The sequence below is a fragment of the Haloarcula sp. H-hyl2 genome (genome assembly GCF_056934385.1).
The window spans coordinates 1,236,474-1,253,321 of sequence record NZ_JBRIIJ010000002.1 but is presented as its reverse complement, the minus strand read 5'-3'; the positions used below and the strand labels follow the sequence as shown (position 1 = coordinate 1,253,321).

19 protein-coding genes are annotated in these 16,848 nt (G+C 65.6%); 13 read left to right on the top strand and 6 right to left on the bottom strand.

Going from position 1 to position 16,848, the window contains the following annotated elements; all coding sequences use genetic code 11:
* Positions 1 to 43 precede the first annotated feature (43 nt).
* The 3 genes from Hhyl2_RS16260 (at position 44) to ftsZ (ending at position 2,316) form a co-directional block, all read left to right on the top strand.
* The gene (locus tag Hhyl2_RS16260) at positions 44 to 646 is read left to right on the top strand and encodes a double zinc ribbon domain-containing protein (RefSeq protein WP_483551806.1); all 603 of its coding nucleotides are present in this window, start codon (positions 44 to 46) and stop codon (positions 644 to 646) included.
* 237 nt (positions 647 to 883) lie between these two features.
* The gene (locus Hhyl2_RS16255; RefSeq protein WP_284007463.1) at positions 884 to 1,063 is read left to right on the top strand and encodes a ribbon-helix-helix domain-containing protein; all 180 of its coding nucleotides are present in this window, start codon (positions 884 to 886) and stop codon (positions 1,061 to 1,063) included.
* A 2-nt stretch (positions 1,064 to 1,065) separates the two neighbouring features.
* Positions 1,066 to 2,316 (top strand): cell division protein FtsZ, encoded by a 1,251-nt coding sequence (gene ftsZ, locus Hhyl2_RS16250; RefSeq protein WP_483551805.1) that lies wholly within the window; start codon positions 1,066 to 1,068, stop codon positions 2,314 to 2,316.
* Between the two features lie 102 nt (positions 2,317 to 2,418).
* Here the strand turns inward: ftsZ and ncsA are convergent, their stop codons facing one another.
* On the bottom strand, positions 2,419 to 3,411 hold the full coding sequence (gene ncsA / locus Hhyl2_RS16245) for a tRNA 2-thiolation protein NcsA (RefSeq protein ID WP_483551804.1): 993 nt from the start codon (positions 3,409 to 3,411) through the stop codon (positions 2,419 to 2,421).
* A 111-nt stretch (positions 3,412 to 3,522) separates the two neighbouring features.
* Here ncsA and Hhyl2_RS16240 point away from each other — a divergent pair, with 111 nt between their 5' ends.
* The gene (locus Hhyl2_RS16240) at positions 3,523 to 3,990 is read left to right on the top strand and encodes a DUF4442 domain-containing protein (RefSeq protein ID WP_483551803.1); all 468 of its coding nucleotides are present in this window, start codon (positions 3,523 to 3,525) and stop codon (positions 3,988 to 3,990) included.
* Between the two features lie 13 nt (positions 3,991 to 4,003).
* Here Hhyl2_RS16240 and Hhyl2_RS16235 read toward each other — a convergent pair whose 3' ends face one another.
* Complete coding sequence (locus Hhyl2_RS16235; RefSeq protein WP_483551802.1) at positions 4,004 to 4,705, bottom strand: alpha/beta hydrolase; 702 nt, start codon at positions 4,703 to 4,705, stop codon at positions 4,004 to 4,006.
* A 93-nt stretch (positions 4,706 to 4,798) separates the two neighbouring features.
* Here Hhyl2_RS16235 and Hhyl2_RS16230 point away from each other — a divergent pair, with 93 nt between their 5' ends.
* From Hhyl2_RS16230 to Hhyl2_RS16220, 3 genes are read left to right on the top strand one after another with little or no spacing between them, the layout of a single operon-like run.
* Entirely contained in the window at positions 4,799 to 5,446 is a 648-nt protein-coding gene (locus Hhyl2_RS16230; protein ID WP_483552041.1) for a DUF7095 family protein, read from the top strand.
* Between the two features lie 42 nt (positions 5,447 to 5,488).
* Positions 5,489 to 5,923 carry a CopD family protein gene (locus tag Hhyl2_RS16225; protein WP_483551801.1) on the top strand — a complete coding sequence of 145 codons (435 nt, stop codon included), beginning with the start codon at positions 5,489 to 5,491 and terminating at the stop codon, positions 5,921 to 5,923.
* Positions 5,916 to 6,434: a DUF7965 family protein gene (locus Hhyl2_RS16220; RefSeq protein ID WP_483551800.1), complete on the top strand. Its 519-nt coding sequence runs from the start codon at positions 5,916 to 5,918 to the stop codon at positions 6,432 to 6,434. Before Hhyl2_RS16225 ends, Hhyl2_RS16220 begins: the two co-directional genes overlap by 8 nt.
* Here Hhyl2_RS16220 and Hhyl2_RS16215 read toward each other — a convergent pair.
* From Hhyl2_RS16215 to Hhyl2_RS16205, 3 genes are all read right to left on the bottom strand, one after another.
* Entirely contained in the window at positions 6,415 to 7,158 is a 744-nt protein-coding gene (locus Hhyl2_RS16215; protein ID WP_483552040.1) for a class I SAM-dependent methyltransferase, read from the bottom strand. The genes Hhyl2_RS16220 and Hhyl2_RS16215 overlap by 20 nt on opposite strands.
* Positions 7,159 to 7,220: 62 nt before the next feature.
* Positions 7,221 to 8,051, bottom strand: a complete 831-nt coding sequence (locus Hhyl2_RS16210; protein WP_483551799.1) for a deoxyribonuclease IV — start codon at positions 8,049 to 8,051, stop codon at positions 7,221 to 7,223.
* 48 nt (positions 8,052 to 8,099) lie between these two features.
* Positions 8,100 to 8,774, bottom strand: a complete 675-nt coding sequence (locus Hhyl2_RS16205; protein ID WP_483551798.1) for a helix-turn-helix domain-containing protein — start codon at positions 8,772 to 8,774, stop codon at positions 8,100 to 8,102.
* An 82-nt stretch (positions 8,775 to 8,856) separates the two neighbouring features.
* On the opposite strand from Hhyl2_RS16205, the gene Hhyl2_RS16200 reads away from it, so the two are divergent.
* The 6 genes from Hhyl2_RS16200 to Hhyl2_RS16175 all read left to right on the top strand — a co-directional run bounded on the left by Hhyl2_RS16200 (position 8,857) and on the right by Hhyl2_RS16175 (position 14,932).
* Positions 8,857 to 10,500, top strand: a complete 1,644-nt coding sequence (locus tag Hhyl2_RS16200; protein WP_483551797.1) for an NADH-quinone oxidoreductase subunit D — start codon at positions 8,857 to 8,859, stop codon at positions 10,498 to 10,500.
* Between the two features lie 59 nt (positions 10,501 to 10,559).
* A complete protein-coding gene (gene msrA / locus Hhyl2_RS16195; protein ID WP_483551796.1) occupies positions 10,560 to 11,081 on the top strand; it encodes a peptide-methionine (S)-S-oxide reductase MsrA in 522 nt (173 codons plus the stop codon).
* Positions 11,078 to 11,500, top strand: coding sequence for an acyl-CoA thioesterase (locus tag Hhyl2_RS16190; protein ID WP_483551795.1), 423 nt, complete (start codon positions 11,078 to 11,080; stop codon positions 11,498 to 11,500). The genes msrA and Hhyl2_RS16190 overlap by 4 nt, the downstream gene beginning before the upstream one ends.
* Positions 11,501 to 11,782: 282 nt before the next feature.
* A complete protein-coding gene (locus Hhyl2_RS16185; RefSeq protein WP_483551794.1) occupies positions 11,783 to 13,222 on the top strand; it encodes an APC family permease in 1,440 nt (479 codons plus the stop codon).
* A 2-nt stretch (positions 13,223 to 13,224) separates the two neighbouring features.
* A complete protein-coding gene (locus Hhyl2_RS16180; RefSeq protein WP_483551793.1) occupies positions 13,225 to 13,878 on the top strand; it encodes an NAD-binding protein in 654 nt (217 codons plus the stop codon).
* A 145-nt stretch (positions 13,879 to 14,023) separates the two neighbouring features.
* Complete coding sequence (locus tag Hhyl2_RS16175) at positions 14,024 to 14,932, top strand: serine/threonine-protein kinase RIO2 (protein WP_483551792.1); 909 nt, start codon at positions 14,024 to 14,026, stop codon at positions 14,930 to 14,932.
* A gap of 179 nt (positions 14,933 to 15,111) precedes the next feature.
* Here Hhyl2_RS16175 and Hhyl2_RS16170 read toward each other — a convergent pair whose 3' ends face one another.
* Complete coding sequence (locus Hhyl2_RS16170) at positions 15,112 to 16,719, bottom strand: methyl-accepting chemotaxis protein (RefSeq protein ID WP_483551791.1); 1,608 nt, start codon at positions 16,717 to 16,719, stop codon at positions 15,112 to 15,114.
* Positions 16,720 to 16,848: the final 129 nt, after the last annotated feature.

Genomic DNA, 16,848 nt, shown 5'->3' with positions numbered 1-16,848 from the left:
GGAAGATTTAATTACCCGGGAACCGTCGTGTCCGACGAGTCAGATGAGCAAGATCACGTTCCGTGCGGACGACGACCTCGTCGCACAACTCGAGGAGTTCGACGCCTCGAAGAGCGAGGTCATGCGGGAAGCTCTCAGGGAGTATCTCGGAGAGAGCTCTGCCTCGTCCGACGGCAACGTGTCTAACACGACCGCCGACACGGAGAGCATCGACGAGTTCATCGCGGACCGTGTCGACGCCATCATCGCAGACAGACTCGACGACAGAGTGCCGCGTCGACGTGCACAGGACGTGAACGTAAACATCTCGTTAGACAGCGATACAAGCTCTGTATCACCCGATTCGGACATCGAGTCGGACACCGAAGACGACGTGTCTAACGAACCGGCACGCGACGTGTCACACGACCCAGCGGGTCGTAAGACGAGCGCGGGGGACGGTGAAAACACGGACGCAGGCACCGAGCGCGACTGCGCCCAGTGTGGCGAGACAGTGTCTGCATCCCACGTTTACTGCCCGAACTGTGGGGAGAAGGCCTCCCGACGTGTGTTCTGTGACTGCGGTGACGAGCTCCGGTCGGACTGGGGATTCTGCCCGAGTTGTGGCCGTCGGACCCCGGCCGCCGACGTTCTCGACAAGCCGTAAACAACGATTACACCAGTAAGAAAGTCCCTACCTCCGGAAATACCCGAGTGTCATACATCCGGGGAAAGTTTTAATACATAACGGTCTGTGGTACAGGATGCGTAAGACGGCTTGTCTTACGCGGCGGTCGTCAGGGCGGCAAGGACGTCGCTGTCTGGCGGTTTCGCCGTGTAAACAGTCGGGCCGGCTCGCAAACAGGACCGGTCCGAGTCGTCTTACCCAAAGGGGAATACCAACATGGAGCGTGTGACACTACGGATTCCGAAACAGCAGATCGAAGAGGTCGAACAGATGGTCGCGACGGGGGAGTACCCCAACCGGAGCGAGGCGATCCGGGCCGCTGTTCGTGAGATGCTCGCCGAACAGGAGAACTCCGAGCGGACCGGTAACCGCAAGCGGAGCTGGGCGAGGGCGTAACGATGCAGGATATCGTCAACGAGGCCCTCGAACGCGACGAGCAGGAACAGAAACAGCTGTCGGACGAGGATGTCGACGGGTTCGGCGACCCCCGGATCGTCATCGTCGGCTGTGGTGGTGCCGGTAACAACACCGTCAACCGCCTGTACAACATCGGCGTCGAAGGTGCCGACACCGTGGCGATCAACACGGACAAGCAGCACCTCAAGATGATCGAGGCCGACACGAAGATCCTCGTCGGCAAGTCCCTGACCAACGGCCTCGGTGCCGGTGGCGACCCCTCGATGGGCGAGCGGGCGACCGAGATGGCCCAGGGGACGATCAAGGAGGTACTCGGCGACGCCGACCTGGTGTTCGTCACCGCCGGGATGGGTGGCGGGACCGGGACCGGTGCCGCCCCCGTCGTCTCCAAGATCGCCAAAGAGCAGGGTGCGATCGTCGTCGGCATGGTGTCGACGCCGTTCAACGTCGAGCGCGCCCGGACGGTCAAGGCCGAGGAAGGCCTGGAGAAGCTCCGCCAAGAGGCGGACTCCATCATCGTCCTGGACAACAACCGCCTGCTGGACTACGTCCCGAACCTGCCGATCGGCAAGGCGTTCTCGGTGATGGATCAGATCATCGCCGAGACGGTCAAGGGCATCTCCGAGACCATCACACAGCCGAGCCTCATCAACCTGGACTACGCCGACATGACATCCATCATGAATCAGGGTGGCGTGGCTGTCATGCTGGTCGGCGAGACCCAGGACAAGAACAAGACACAGGAGGTCGTCAAGGACGCGATGAACCACCCGCTGCTGGATGTCGACTACCGCGGCGCCAGCGGTGGCCTGGTCCACATCACCGGCGGCCCGGACCTCACGCTGAAGGAGGCCGAGGGCATCGCCCAGAACATCACCGAGCGTCTGGAGGCCTCGGCGAACGTCATCTGGGGCGCCCGTATCCAGGAGGAGTACAAGGGCAAGGTCCGTGTCATGGCGATCATGACCGGCGTCCAGTCCGCACAGGTCCTGGGGCCGACGACCCAGAAGCAGGCCAACAAGTCCCGTGAGGCCATCCAGGAGGTCGGCGACGACACCTCCTTCGACGCCAGCGAGAACGTCGAGACCGGCAGCGCGAGCACGGGCAATGCCGGCGGACACAGTAGCAGTGGCCACAGCGGCGGTCACTCCGCGGGCTACGGCGAGACCGACGGCGGGCGCAACGAGGTCGAGACCAACAACGGCCTCGACGTCATCCGGACCAACGAGTAACCGTCGACTCCCGACCCCCACTTCTCTCCGTTTCGCGCCGATCAGCGGCCGCTCTCAGGCGACACCGCTCTGGCAGGCGTCGAGTAGAACAACGGAGCGACTTCAAATAGCGTCCAGGGCGTCCAGCAGGTTGCACTTCCGGCACCGATCCCTGGCGGTCGGCGCGCCACAGTGCTCACACTCGCCGAAGTCGGTGTCGGAGTCGTCGCCGCCGTAGGCATCAGCAGCTAGCGCGGCAAGTTTCTCGTAGCCGGCCATGATCGAGTGACGGGTCCCTGGGTGGTTCTGTTCGAGCCCCAGCATGAGGTCCTGAATCTCGCCGCGGTAGGCCTCCTCGGCGTGGGGACACTCGGTGATGTGGGCCGGCAGGTCCCGGAAGCGTGCGTACAGCGCGACCTCCTTCTCGGGGATGTCCCGCAGTGGCTTGGCGCGTGGGACGTGGTGGTCCTGTGACTCGCGGGCGCGGTCGGCCACAGCGTCTTCGGCGTCGAACGGCCCCAGCGAGGCGTCGAAGTGTTTGGCCATCTGGGAGACATCGCCCTCCAGGAAGTTCATCAGGGCCGTCTCGGCCTCGTCGTCGAGATTGTGGCCGGTCAGGAGTTTGTCCGCGTCCAGTTCCTCGGCGTAGCGTGAGAGGACGTCCCGGCGGAAGACGCCACAGTAGGCACACGCGGCCATCCCCTCGGGGTCGTCCTCGACGACGTCGTCCATCTGGACGCCGAACTCGGACTCGTAGGAGACGACCTCGTGACGGATATCGAGGTCGTCCGTGAGTTCCCGACAGGCGTCGAGGCTCTTGTCGCGGTACCCCTCGATGCCCTCGTGGATCGAGAGCGCGACGAGTTCGATCCGGGGGTCCTGCTCGAAGATGTCGGTCAGGATCTCGGTGAGGACGACGCTGTCTTTTCCACCCGAGAGGCCGATGACCCAGGTTTCTGGGTCCTCCGGTGTCGCGTGGTCCGGGACCAGGCTGTCTTCGCGGATCCGACGTCGGACACGTTTGTCGACGGCCCGACAGAGATGGTCCTCACAGAGATGCAGCCCGGAGTAGGCCGCGTGGAGGACCGCGTCCGCACCGCACTTGTCACACTCCATTGCCTGTGGTTTCGTGTGGACCGAGGAGAGAGTTTCGTCTCGAATCGAAACCTCGGGAGAGTTGTTTCAGAATGGAAACCGTCATGCGTGTCCAGGCCCGTCGTGGGTGTAATGGGCGAGTCGCTGCGGACCAGACTGGAGCGTGTGGTGTTCAACTGGTGGCCGTCGTACCTGGGGACCGGCGGTCGCGTGGCCCACATCGAGGACGACTGGTCGGAGATCCGCGTGAAACTCCCGCTGTCCTGGCGGACACGGAACATCGTGGGTACCATCTTCGGTGGGAGCCTCTACAGCGCCGTCGACCCCTTCTACATGGTGATGCTGATGCGACGGCTGGGCGAGGAGTACGTCGTCTGGGACAGGGACGCGGCCATCCGTTTCCGCAAGCCAGCCACAGAGACGCTGTACGCGACCTTCGAGATGCCCGACGAGGAGGTCGACGCCATCGAGACAGCCCTCGAAGACGAGGACTCGGTCGACCGGGAGTATAGGGTCGACCTCACCGACGCCGAGGGGGACGTCTACGCGACGGTCGAGAAGACGGTCCACGTCAGTACCGACGACGACAAGCGGGTCTGAGACAGCGTCCGACTCAGAGTGCGTCGGAGCCGTGTTCCAGCGCGTCCAACACGGTATCGATGTGGCGCTCGCGGCTCGACGACGAGAACAGTTCGTGGCCACCCTCGTACAGTCGGATTCGGTCGGCGGAGAGTCGACGGCCGATGGCCCGCGGGTCGACTACCTGGTCGGTGAGCGTACAGAACGCGACGGCGTCCTCGCGGCCGGGTGGCAGGCGAGCCTGCGCGCGACGGGTCGTCCCGAGGAAGGCCGGCGACGCATTGTCGGGGCCGTCGGCGAGCTGTGCCTCGGTAGCCAGGTCCCCGATGGCATCTCCTTCCAGCTCCCCGGTCGGGATGATCGGTTTCGAGACCGGGAGGCTCGCGATGGCGTCGACGACCGGGCCGGGGAGCGGATAGTCGCTGCCCCACCACGGGCTCAGATAGACTCGGTTCGTCACGCCCGCGACGTCGAACAGCGCGGTCGTCAGCCCGCCTGCGCTGTGGGCCAGGATCGGGAACGAATCGAGGTCGGCCGCGTACGCGCGGACTGGATCGACCCATTCGCGGTGGACATCGGTAATGTGGGTCGGTAGCTCGACGACGTGGGTCCGGTAGCGGGCGGCGACCTGATCGACGAGCCACTGGACGTTCGCGTGACGACAGCGGTTCCCCCAGCCCAACACGAGCAGGCAGTCTCGGTCAGCACCAGCGTCGTCGTAGACCCGGATCTGCATGCGTATCGTTCCGGATCGGGGCGGCAAAAAGCCGTGGCCTCGGCGGAGAGAGTCAGCGTTTTGCCCGCCGGCGCGCTAGCGTCGACAATGAGTATGGACCGTTCGGCGGCCGTCGAGCGCGTCGAGGAGATCGTCGCGACCGTCGAGGAGGAGACGATGCCGGTGCCAGTCCGCGAGGTGTGGGTGTTCGGCGACGTCGCACTGGGACTGGACCCCATCGAACGGCTCGACGTCTACGTCACCAAGGACATCCTGTTCAAGGACGCCCCCGAGCGCGCCGAGGAGTTCCAGCGCAGCCACGGCGTCGACGGCGTCGGCAAGACCGTCCGTGCGGCGTGGGCCGACGAGTTCCCCGAGTACCTGCGGGCCAACGCCAACGGCCACGCTGCCCCGGAGAAGTGTCTGGCCGCCCACCTCCTGCCCGACACCGACGAACCGATCCACCTGGAGGTGTGTAATGCCTCCTTCGACGACAACGTCACCCAGCGGCTCAAAGGTGCGATGGCCCGCGAGGACTACGAGCAGATCCTCGACCCGCGGGGGGCCTGCCTCTGGGTGGAAGGACAGCGGTCGACGGAGGCCTTCGAGAAACTCCGGAACGGCGATTTCGTCCTGCCGACGCTGTCGGGCGCCCTGGAGATGCTCGGTCTCGACGAGGACGACGCCGCCGAAGCCGCCGACACCGTGCGCGCGTATCGGGAACGGCAGGACGGGCCGTCGGTACGTGGGGACGTGGTGTAGGGACGACCCAGCACTTTTATTTCGGCCTGCGTAGGGTCGGCGATGGTCCAACTGGTCTCTCTCGCGATACGAACCCTCCACGTCCTCGCCGTCGCCGTGCTGGTCGGCGGGACCGTCGCCCTCTGGTACGGCTACCGGTCGAGCGTGCTCGCCACCCTGCAACCCGCTCGAACCTACGAGTGGCTGTTCTGGGCCGCACTCGGCGTACTCGTGCTCACCGGCGTCGGCAACCTCGGCGCGCTCGGCGCTCCGGGACCGGCGACCGACTGGGGGCGGACGCTGCTCGCGAAACTCCTCCTCGTGCTCGCCGTCGTCCTCGGTTCGGCCGTCCGGACGCTGGCGGTCGTCAGGACTGGAGACCGGCGGGTCGGCCGTCCCGGTGAAACCGACCCGCGGCCGTTCGGCCGGGCGTACGGCGTGACGGCCGGTGCGCTGCTCGTGCTCGTCGTCCTCGCCGAGGTGCTGGCTCATGGCTGAGTCCCCGCTCGCAGGCCGGCCGTCGCTACTGGCGTGGTGCCTCGGGACCCTCGACGTCGTGCTGTTGGTCGTCGTCGCCGTTCTGGGGCTCCACGCGACGAGCGCGCTCGCGGACCTGCTGGCCGGCCTGAACACGCTCGTCGGAGTCGTCGCCTTCCTGTTGCTGTGGGCGCTGTTCGTCGTCGCGGTCGGGTGGGTGTTGGCCGACGCCTCGCTGACCGAGTCGTCGCTGTCGACGCTCGCGATTCGGGGCGTCGCAGCAGGCGGCGTGTCGGGCATCGCCACCGTCTTGGCCGTGCTGGGCGTCGCTGCCGTCCCGGCCGCAGTGAGCGGTGACATCGGTCCCCGGACAGTGCTGTTCCTCACGCTCATCGGCGTCGGCGTCGGGGGTATCGTCGGGAGTGTGCTCGGCCTGCTGTTCGGCCTCGTCGACCTGGCGCTGTTCCGAGCGGCCGGTCCGCTGGTGCCGACCGAATGCGAGCCCCCGACGGCTACAGCCGACCGACAGTGACGAAGAACGGGACCGTCTCCCGGCGCTCGTACTCCCGGTCGCTCATCTGACCGACGACCGCTCGGCCCATCTCGCGCCACTGCTCGCGGAGCGCGTCGAACTCCTCGGGCGTAGTGTCGCCCGCCAGTATCGTCTCGCGGTCGCTCGCCAGCCCCTCGCCGGTGGCCTTCCGGCGCGCGGACCGGATGGCCTGGTCACCGTAGGGCGGGGAAATCTCTCGGACCTGGTCGTACCGGTGCGTCGAGACGACCGACAGCCCCGCCTCACGGAACACGTCGGCGGCGTCACGACCCAGCGTCACGTCGGTGGTGACGCCGTCGAGGAAGAACCGCCGCGCACGACGGGCCAGTGGGGGTTCGTCCGCGACCGTCGACTCGACGGTGACCGCGGCGTTGTTCGGCTCGATAGCCGCGACCCGGTCGCTGGCGACGCGGGCGAACTCCCGGACCGCGGCCACGGGATCAGGGAGGTTGATCAGCAGAGCCTGGCAGACGACGAGGTCGAAACTGTCGTTCGAAAACGGGAGTCGCGTGGCGTCACCCTGGACGGCCGGGTCGCCGACCGACGAGAGCAGGTCGGCGTCGGCGTCGAGGCCGACGACGGTCCCGTCGGTCTCCTCGCGGAGGACGCGGGTGAGTTCGCCGGTGCCACAGCCGACGTCCAGTACCCGCTGGCACGCCCCCAGGTCGAGGTCGGACAGGGCGTCGCGGGAGTCTGCCCACATCCCGGTTCTGGTGGTCTCCAGGTAGTCGGCGGAGAACTGTCGCACAGTTACCTTCGAGGGTTTTATTCGCGAAGCTCTCTGACGCGCTGGATGTTCCACTCGTAGCTCTTACCGTTCTCCGTCGGCGTCTCCAGGACCAGTGGAACGTCCGCGACGGCGTCGTGGGTGAGGAACGCCGCCATCCCGTCCTCACCGATCTCTCCCTCACCGATGTGGGCGTGTTCGTCCTTGTTGGTCCCACACGCGTGTTTGGAATCGTTGAGGTGGATACAGGCCAGATCCTCCAGGCCGACGACCTCCTCGAACTCGGCGAACGTCTCGTCGACGCCCTCGGGGGTCGAGAGATCGTAGCCAGCGGCGAACGCGTGGGCGGTGTCGAGACAGAACTCGATGTCGAGGTCGGTCCGTTCGCGAACCGTCGCGAGGTGTTCGAAGTCGCCGCCGAGTTTCGTCCCGCTGCCGGCGTCGGACTCGATCAGGACGGTGACGCCGTCCGGGACCGACAGTTCGTCCAGCACGGAGGCTGCGTTCGAGAGGCCGCCGTCGACGCCCGCGCCGGTGTGGGCACCCAGATGGACGTTGACGTAGTCGATGTCGAGTTTCGCGGCGGCGTCGACCTCCTTCTGCATGGAGTCGATGGACTTCTCGCGGAGATCGTCTTTCGGCGTACAGAGGTTGACCAGATACGAGGAGTGGATGACCCAGGGCCCGACGTCGTGCTCGCTCGACCGGTCGCGGAACTTCCGGGCCTCCTCGTCCTCGATGTTGGGGTCCTGCCAGACCTGTGGGGAATGGGAGAAGATCTGTCCACAGTTGCCGCCGTAGTCGACCTGCTCGTCGACGGCGTTGTACGCGCCGCCTGCGATAGAGGTGTGTGCACCCACTCTGAGCATGTCGCTGGGTCGGGTTCGGGCGGGCAAAGAGGTTCCGGACCGTCGCGGTCAGACCGGGCCGGCGTCGGTACCGACCAGGTCGGCCATCACGCGGGCCTCGGCCTTCCGGAGGTGTTCGGCGGCCGTCCCGGGCGCACAGTCCAGTTCCTCTGCCACGTCCGTGACGCTTCCGTCCCGGGGGTTGTCGTAGTACCCCGCCTCGACGGCCGCCGCGACGGCCGCGAACTGCCGGTCGGTCAGCGTGCTGCCGGTGTCGAGCCGCCGGCTGTCGTAGGTCCCGACCTCCAGTACGTCGACATCGATGGGGTCGGGCACGGCCTCGACCGCCCGCTGGACGGCCTGTCCCGGCCCGACGAGCGTGAGTTCGACGGTCCCGTCCCCCAGGTACGCGACCGGCGAGACGATGAGCAGGCGCGCCTGTGTGAACGCGTCGACGAGCGCCATATCTGCCTCGCGCGGTTCGTCTTGGACGTAGACGTAGAACGTCTCGTCGGGACACGTCGAGATGGCGTACTCGACGACCGTCTCGGCCTGTTCGAGGGCTGCCCGGTATGGATCGGGGGGGTGACCCTCGACGTGGAACAGCATCGTCTGGAGTTCCTCGCCGACGTCGGTCCCCCGCAGGAGGTAACTGGCCTCGAACCCGTCGGTCTCGACGACGAACTGGTGCATCGGATGGCGGGTCGCGCGGTCCATCGCCAGCGAGAGCCTGACGTACTTCACAGCGGGGCTTCCGGAGCCACGTATAAATGAACCTCGTATCCGAGGCAACAGTTCGAGGGGGGTCGCCGACGTGGGTACGTCTATGTCCCGGACAGTCGCCGTCGCCGAGCACCAGGGGGACTCGGCACTTATCGAGCCGATCCGCGAGCACGTGCTGGAGATGGACGACCACGAGAACGCGCCCGCCGTCGTCGTCCGCGCCGACGAGGTCCAGACGGTCCTCTCGACGCTGAAGACCGAGACCGGCCTCGACCACTGTGCCTGTGTCACGGCCCAGGCCTACGAGGACCGCTACGAGACCATCTACCACCTCCGGAGCTACGACGATCCTACGAAGGAACTGTCGGTCGTCGTCCCCTCGCCGACCGACGATCCACGCAACGAGTCGGCCGCACCGATCTACCCGACCGCCGGATGGCACGAGCGGGAGGCCTACGACCTCGTGGGGATCGAGTACGACGACCACCCGGATCTGCGGCGGATCCTCCTGCCCGAGACCTGGCAGGGCCACCCGCTCTCGCCGGACTACGACCAGAACCAGCCCCAGATCGTCACCTACCGTGAACACGAGCGGATCCTCGAAGACCGCCGCGAGGGGCCCGACACCATGCACATCAACATGGGACCCCACCACCCCTCGACCCACGGCGTGCTCCACCTGAACGTCACGCTGGACGGGGAGCAGGTCGCCAACGTCGATCCCGACATCGGCTACATCCACCGCTGCGAGGAGCAGATGTGCGAGTCCGGTACCTACCGCCACCAGATCATGCCCTACCCCGACCGCTGGGACTGGAGCGGTGCCGGCCTCTGTAACGAGTGGGCCTACGCCCGCACCATCGAGGACATGGTCGACATCGAGGTCCCCGAGTACGCTCAGGTGATCCGGACGATGAGCGCCGAGTTCTCGCGCATCCTCGGCCACATGCTCGCCGTCGCGACATACGCGCTGGACGTCATCAGCGAGTTCACCGCGGTCTTCCAGTGGGGCATCCGGGACCGGGAGATCGTCCAGGACATCCTCGAAGACCTCACCGGCCAGCGGCTGATGTTCAACTACTTCCGTGTCGGCGGGGTCGCCTGGGACCTCCCGGAGCCACGCCAGGCGTTCTTCGACAACGTCCGGGAGTTCCTCGACTCGCTGCCCCGGAAACTCACGGAGTACCATGACATGCTGACCAGTAACGAGATCTTCCAGATGCGGACCGTCGACACCGGACACCTCCCGGCCGAGACCGCCAAGGCCTACGGCTGTACCGGCCCGGTCGCACGTGGCTCGGGCATCGATTACGACCTCCGGCGGGACGATCCGTACGGCTACTACGACGAACTTGAGTGGTCGGTCGCCACCGAGGAGAGCGGCGACAACTTCGCCCGCGTGCTGGTCCGACTGCGCGAGGTCGAGGAGTCCGCCAAGATCATCGAACAGTGTGTCGATCTCCTCGAAGAGTGGCCCGAGGCGGACCGCGAGATCCAGGCCAACGTCCCCCGGACGCTCCGGCCCGATCCCGACACCGAGATCTACCGCGCCGTCGAGTCCGCCAAAGGGGAACTGGGCATCTACATCCGCTCGGACGGCACGGACAAACCGGCCCGGTTCAAGATCCGCGGCCCCTCCTTCTCACACGTCCAGGTGCTCCCGGCGATCGCCGAGGGGGAGTTCATTCCGGACCTGGTCGCCAGTATCGGCAGTCTCGACCCGATCATGGGCGACGTCGACCGGTGAGTCCAGCGTCACGGACCGTCCATCTCCTTTTGTAGCTCGCGCGCGTACGCGAGGTCACGATGGAACAAGCGACGTTCGCGGGCGGCTGTTTCTGGTGTACCGAGTCCGTCTTCAAGCAGGTCAAGGGCGTCGAGGACGTGACCTCTGGGTACGCCGGCGGCCACGTCGAGAACCCCAGCTACGAGGCGGTCTGCCGGGAAGAAACCGGTCACGCCGAGTGCGTCCAGCTCACCTTCGATCCGGACGTGGTGAGCTACGAGGACCTGCTCGCGGTCTTTTTCACGACCCACAACCCGACGACGCTGAACCGCCAGGGCAACGACGTCGGTACGCAGTACCGCTCGGCAGTGTTCTACCACGACGAGGCCCAGCGCGAGACCGTGGAGGCGTTCATCGAGGAGATCCAGCCCGGCTACGACGACGACATCGTCACCGAGGTCGAACCCCTGGAGACGTTCTATCCCGCCGAGGAGTACCATCAGGACTACTTCGAGAAGAATCCCAACCAGGCCTACTGCACGATGACGATCCCACCCAAGATCGAGAAGCTCAAGGAGAAACACGCGGAGCTACTGGCATGAGTTTCGAGTTCACGACGGAGGTCGCCGTCCGCTACGACGACTTCGACACGTACGGCCACGTCAACAACGTCCGGTACGGGACCTACCTGGAGGAGGCCCGCATCGACTACCTGACCGAGGTGGTCGGCGACGGCGACACCGGCTTCCTGACGGCCACGGGCGGCGAGACCGGCATCGTCATCGCCAACCTGGAGATCGACTTCGAGCAGCCGGTCCAGATGACCGACAGCGTCACCGTCGGCGTGCGCGTCCCGCGACTGGGCGAGAAGAGCTTCGTCTTCGAGTACGAACTCCGCGACGACGGGACCGTCGCTGCGACCGGCGAGACGACCGTCGTCACCTACGGCCGTGACGAAGCAGCACCCGTGTCGATCCCCGACGACTGGCGGACGTCGATCGCCCAGTTCGAAGGGCTGTAGCTCCGAGCCGCGGTTTTTCGCTGGTTGCTGTGTCCACCACCCTGGTCTGTACGTCTGACGCTGTACACCCGATGTCACGATAGAAAACGCCCGGCGGTGACCCACAGTCGTGTGGGTCCAGTCGCCGCGCTGTGTGCCGATACCGACGATAGTACCCCACACCTTGAACTGCGAGTGGCGGGCTAGTGAGACATACGCGCATGGACCACCGACTGCGAACGGTTCGGAGGAGGTATCGGAGCATCGACCATCTACGGTGCGAAGCGGTCCAGGCGGTGACCGATGAGTAGTCACGGCGAACGCGCCCCCGAGGCCGAACTCGGCCTGCTCGACGCGACGATGATCGGGATGGGAGCGATGATCGGGGCCGGTATCTTCGTCCTCACGGGGCTGGCTGCCGAGATCGCGGGCCCTGCAGCATTGCTCGTGTTCGTCCTCAACGGGGTCGTCACAGCCTTCACGGCGCTCTCGTACGCCGAGTTGGCCTCGGCGATCCCAAAGAGCGGCGGCGGGTACGCCTTCGTCAGGGAGGTGTTCGCCGACCTCCCGTCGTTCATGATGGGGTGGCTGCTCTGGTTCGCCTACATGGTCGCCGGGGGGCTGTACGCGCTGGGGTTCGCACCGAACTTCCTGGAGTTGCTGCACGTCTACGGCATCACGGCGGCACCCGGTGAGGTCGGGTCGGTCGCGATTCCGGCTCTCGGTGTCGGTGTACCCGTCGGCGTCGGACTGGCGTTCGCCGCGGTCCTGCTGCTGGTGTCGCTGAACGCCGCCTCGACGGCCGCCAGCGGGAGCGTCGAGACGATCTTCACGGCGATCAAGGTCAGCATCCTGGTCGTGTTCGTCGGCTACGGCGTGACCTCGCCGCAGTTCTCCGGTGCGGAGTTCCAGCCACTGTTTCCCGGCGAGAAGACCGCGTTCAGCATCCTGCCCGCGATGGGGCTGACGTTCATCGCCTTCGAGGGGTACGATCTCATCACGACGGTCACCGAGGAGGTCAAGAACCCGCGGGAGAACATCCCCAAGGCCATCTTCATCAGTCTGGCCGTGACGCTGGTCGTCTACATCGCCGTGGTCAGCGTGGCGATCGGGACGCTGGGACACGTCGACCTGGCCCGTGCGGGCGAGGCCGGTATCGCGGAGGCCGCGACGAACTTCATGCCCACGTTCCCGGTGATCGGCAACGGCGGCGCTGTCATCGTCTTCGGGGCGGTGTTCTCGACGCTGACGGCGCTGAACGCGGTCGTCATCGCCTCCTCGCGGGTCGCGTTCTCGATGGGCCGGGAGGGACAGCTGCTTCCCTCGTTCGGGCAGCTCCACCACCGGTTCGGGACCCCGTTCGTGGCGATCCTGGCCAGTGCCGTTGTGATGCTGAGTTCCGTCGTGTTGCCCACCCAGAGCGCGGGGAACATGTCGAGCCTCTTCTTCCTGCTCTCCTTCGTCATCGTCAACGGGTCCGTCATCAAACTCCGCCGTGAGCGCCCTAACATGGCACGGCCGTACGAACTGCCGTACTATCCGGTGCCACCGATTCTCGGCATCGCACTGAACCTGCTGTTGACGGGCGTGCTGGTTGTCTATCTGCTTCAGACGGACGTGCTTGCACTGGTACTCAGCATCGGCTGGGTGGGGCTCGGTATCGTCGCCTACTACGGACTCAGGACGTTCCGGGAATCCGAAGAGGAGACCGGTCAGAAGACGGCGGTCGCGGAGGACGATTAACCATGACGCAGGACAAATCAGTACTCATCGTCGGCGGTGGACGTGTCGGCTTCCAGACAGCGGAACTGCTCGCTGACCGCGGGCACAAGATCACGATCGTCGAACGTGATCCCGACGTCTGTGAGAGGCTCACGGACGAGTGGATGGCGACAGTCATCCAGGGCGACGCGACGAATCCCGACATCCTCACGCAGGGCGGACTGGAGAAGGCCGACGTCGTCGCCGGCCTGACCGGCCTGACCGGTGTGAACCTCGCGGTCTGCATGATGGCGACACGGCTGTCGCCCGATACCCGGACCGTCGCCCGGATCGACCACGGGAACGGTGCCGGCTACGAGGGTTTCGTCGACGCCATCGTCTACCCCGAGCGGGCCGGAGCCAGGGTGGCTGCAAACGAGATCATCGGCAGCGACGTCCAGACGCTCGCGGACGTGACCGGGACGCTCGACATCATGGAGGTCCTCGTCGAGGAGGGTGCACCGGCCGCCGGCAAACAACTCAAGAACGTCCGGTTCCCCGCCGGGACGCTGGTCATCTCCGACGACGACGGCGAGCGGGTCGCCCAGCCGGACACCGAACTGACGCCCGGTCGTCGCTACGTCGTCGCCGTCGAGCCCGGTGTCGTCGACGAGGTCATGAACCTCCTGCGAGGCTGAGAGGCTCTCGAACGGCGGTTTTCTGCTACTCCGCGTTCGCTCGTCGAGCCGCCACCGACCCCATTTTCTATAGCGAGATACGATTTATCTCGACGATCCGGCCGACGCGCCGAGCTTTTACCAGTCCGGCGAGTACCGGCGTGTAATGGTCGAAAACGTCGCGTCCGTGGTTGCCGAGCTGGAGCAGGACGACATCAACCTGCTGTCGGGCGTCGAACACGGGATGCGGTTCTCGGAGTACGTCGCACGGGAGAAACTCGTCGAGTTCTCCCGGCTGACCGCCGAAGACGTCGACTACCGGCTCGATCGCTGTGAGGACCGTGGGCTCGTCGAGCGCAAGACGATCCAGTACGAGGGGTTCAAGCTGACCTTCGAGGGGTACGACGCGCTCGCGTTACACACGTTCGCCCAGCGCGAGACCATCGAAGGAGTCGGCGCACCCCTGGGTGTCGGCAAGGAAAGCGACGTCTACGAAGTCCGGTCCTACAAGCCGCTGGCGCTGAAGTTCCACCGAGAGGGCTACACTAACTTCCGCGAGGTGATGAAAGAACGGGAGTACACGGCCGACCGCGAGCACGTCTCCTGGCAGTACACGGCCCGGAAAGCGGCGGAACGAGAGTACGAGGCCCTGGAAACGCTGTACCCCGACGTGTCGGTTCCGCGGCCAGTGGACACGAACCGCCACGCCATCGTCATGGAGAAGATCGACGGCGTGGAGCTCTCCCGGACGAAGCTCTCGGACGAGCAGGTGGTCCCGGTCCTGGAACTGATTCTGGACGAGATGGGGACAGCCTACGACGCGGGGTTCGTCCACGCGGACATGAGCGAGTACAACGTCTTCGTCACCGAGCAGGGCGTCGTCGTCTTTGACTGGCCCCAGGCGGTCCCGACCGACCACGAGAACGCACGCGAACTGCTGGCCCGTGACGTCGAGAACATCGTGAACTACTTCAAGCGGAAATACCCCTCGCTGGTCGGCGACGTCGACACCGACGCGCTCGCGGCAGCTATCGCCGCCGACGAGTTCGATCAGTTGGCCGAATTCGCCGGATAGAGCGGTTTTCTGGCTGTATCCTGTGTCTCAGTGGGCGTTGCCGCGATTCCAGAATAAACCACATATCGCGATATGAAATCCGGCAGTACCTGTCTGGCACTCCACGAGAGACGAATCGACGAACGCGCCGGTAACAGGAAAGTGCGTAGAGAAGCGCGAACGCGGGGCGACGCTGCGCGTTACGTGTCGTTTCGCAACTGCCGAACTCTGGCTTCCAGTTCGCCGATGGCCTCGGTCTGCTCGTCGGTCGCTGCGACGATGTTGTCCGCGGCGTCCTCGGTGTCCTCGGCGTGCTCGCGGGCCTGTTCCAGCGTCGAGGTGAGTTCCTCGACCGTCGCCGCCTGGTCGTCGGTCGCACGCGAGACGTCGCTGATACCGTCGGCGGCCTGGTCGATGGCCGTCGCGATATCCTGGAAGGCCCGGAGGACGTCGTCGATCTGATCGCTCGCCGTCTCGATCTGCTGGTGTGATTGCTCTGCCGAGGTGACGGTCGAATCGGTCTGTGCCTGCAGTTTGTCGATGTTCTCGGTGATCTGTTCGGTGTGCTGGCGTGTCTCGTCGGCGAGGTCTTTCACCTCGTCGGCGACGACGGCGAACCCGCTGCCGGCCTCACCGGCACGGGCAGCCTCGATGTTGGCGTTGAGCGCGAGCATGTTGGTCTGTTCGGCCACGTCGGAGATGACAGCGACGACATCCTCGATGTCGTCCATCCGTTCCCCGAGGTCGGTGACCGACTCGACGAGTTCCTCGCCGATCTCGGTGACCTCGTCCGTGGCGACGTGTGCGTCCTCGGAGGCGTCGAGGCCCTCTCTGGCGGCTTCGCGTGCCGTCTTCGCGGCCGAATCGACCTCTTCGGCGGTGGCGGCGACCTCCTCCATACTCGCGGAGAACGAGTGCATCTCGTCGACGCTCTCGACGAGCAAACTGTTCTGGTCGTCGACGTTGCGGGCAATATCGTCGGCGGCAGCGACCGCTCGCTCGACAGACTCGGCGAGGTGGTGTGCCTGCTGGTCGACCCGGACGACGATGTCCTGGAGGTCCTGTGCCATCTCGTTGACCTCGTCGACGACACCGAGCAGCTGTGGGTCGATGGCGTCGTTGTCGTCGGTGAAGGAGGCGCGGGCATCGAGGTTCCCGGACGTGAGTCCCTGGAGCGTCCCCGATACCTCGTCGACCAGTGCCTCTGTCGCCTCCTGTCGCTGTCGCTCCTCGGTCAGGTCCTGGACCATCTCGACGGCCCCCTGCAACTCGCCGCCCTCGTATATCGGCATCACCGTCACACGGGCGTAATGCTCGACGTTGCCGCTGTGGTCGGCGACGCGGTCCTCCTTGACGTAGAGATGCCGCGACTCGTCCTCGACCGTCAGCCCGTAGATCTCGTCGGCCGTCCTCGGTGCGTCGAGGACCTGCTCGATCATCGTCTCGTCGCTGCTATCGTAGAGGAGCATCCCGATGTCGGATCGTCCGAGCGCATCGTCTTCAGTGATGCCCGTGAGCTCCGCCATCCCGTGGTTCCACGCCTTGATCTGTCCGTCAGACGCGGTCACGAAGGCGGCCTGTGGGATACCACCGAGCAGCGTGTGGGCACCGACGTCGAACGCCTCGTCGCCCGTGTCGTCGGGGGCTGGTTCGGCCGGCGTCTCCGGGTCATCCGGGGTTGGTTTGTCCTCCGGAGCCACGCCGGAACTCGACGTCTCGACCGTCCCGCCGTCCGCTCGGGCGCCGTGACTCGTCGTCTCATCGTCCGCCAGACGCGAGCGGACCGACGACAGCGGATTCAGACGCATGCGTTTGCCCCGTTCCTATGTCCGGTCGACGTACCGATCGCGAAAACGGTGTCAATCATGCACAGACCTCGTTTTGGAAGCGTAAAAATGGACGTGCCTCACTAGATTGGTTCGAGAACCGATATTCCG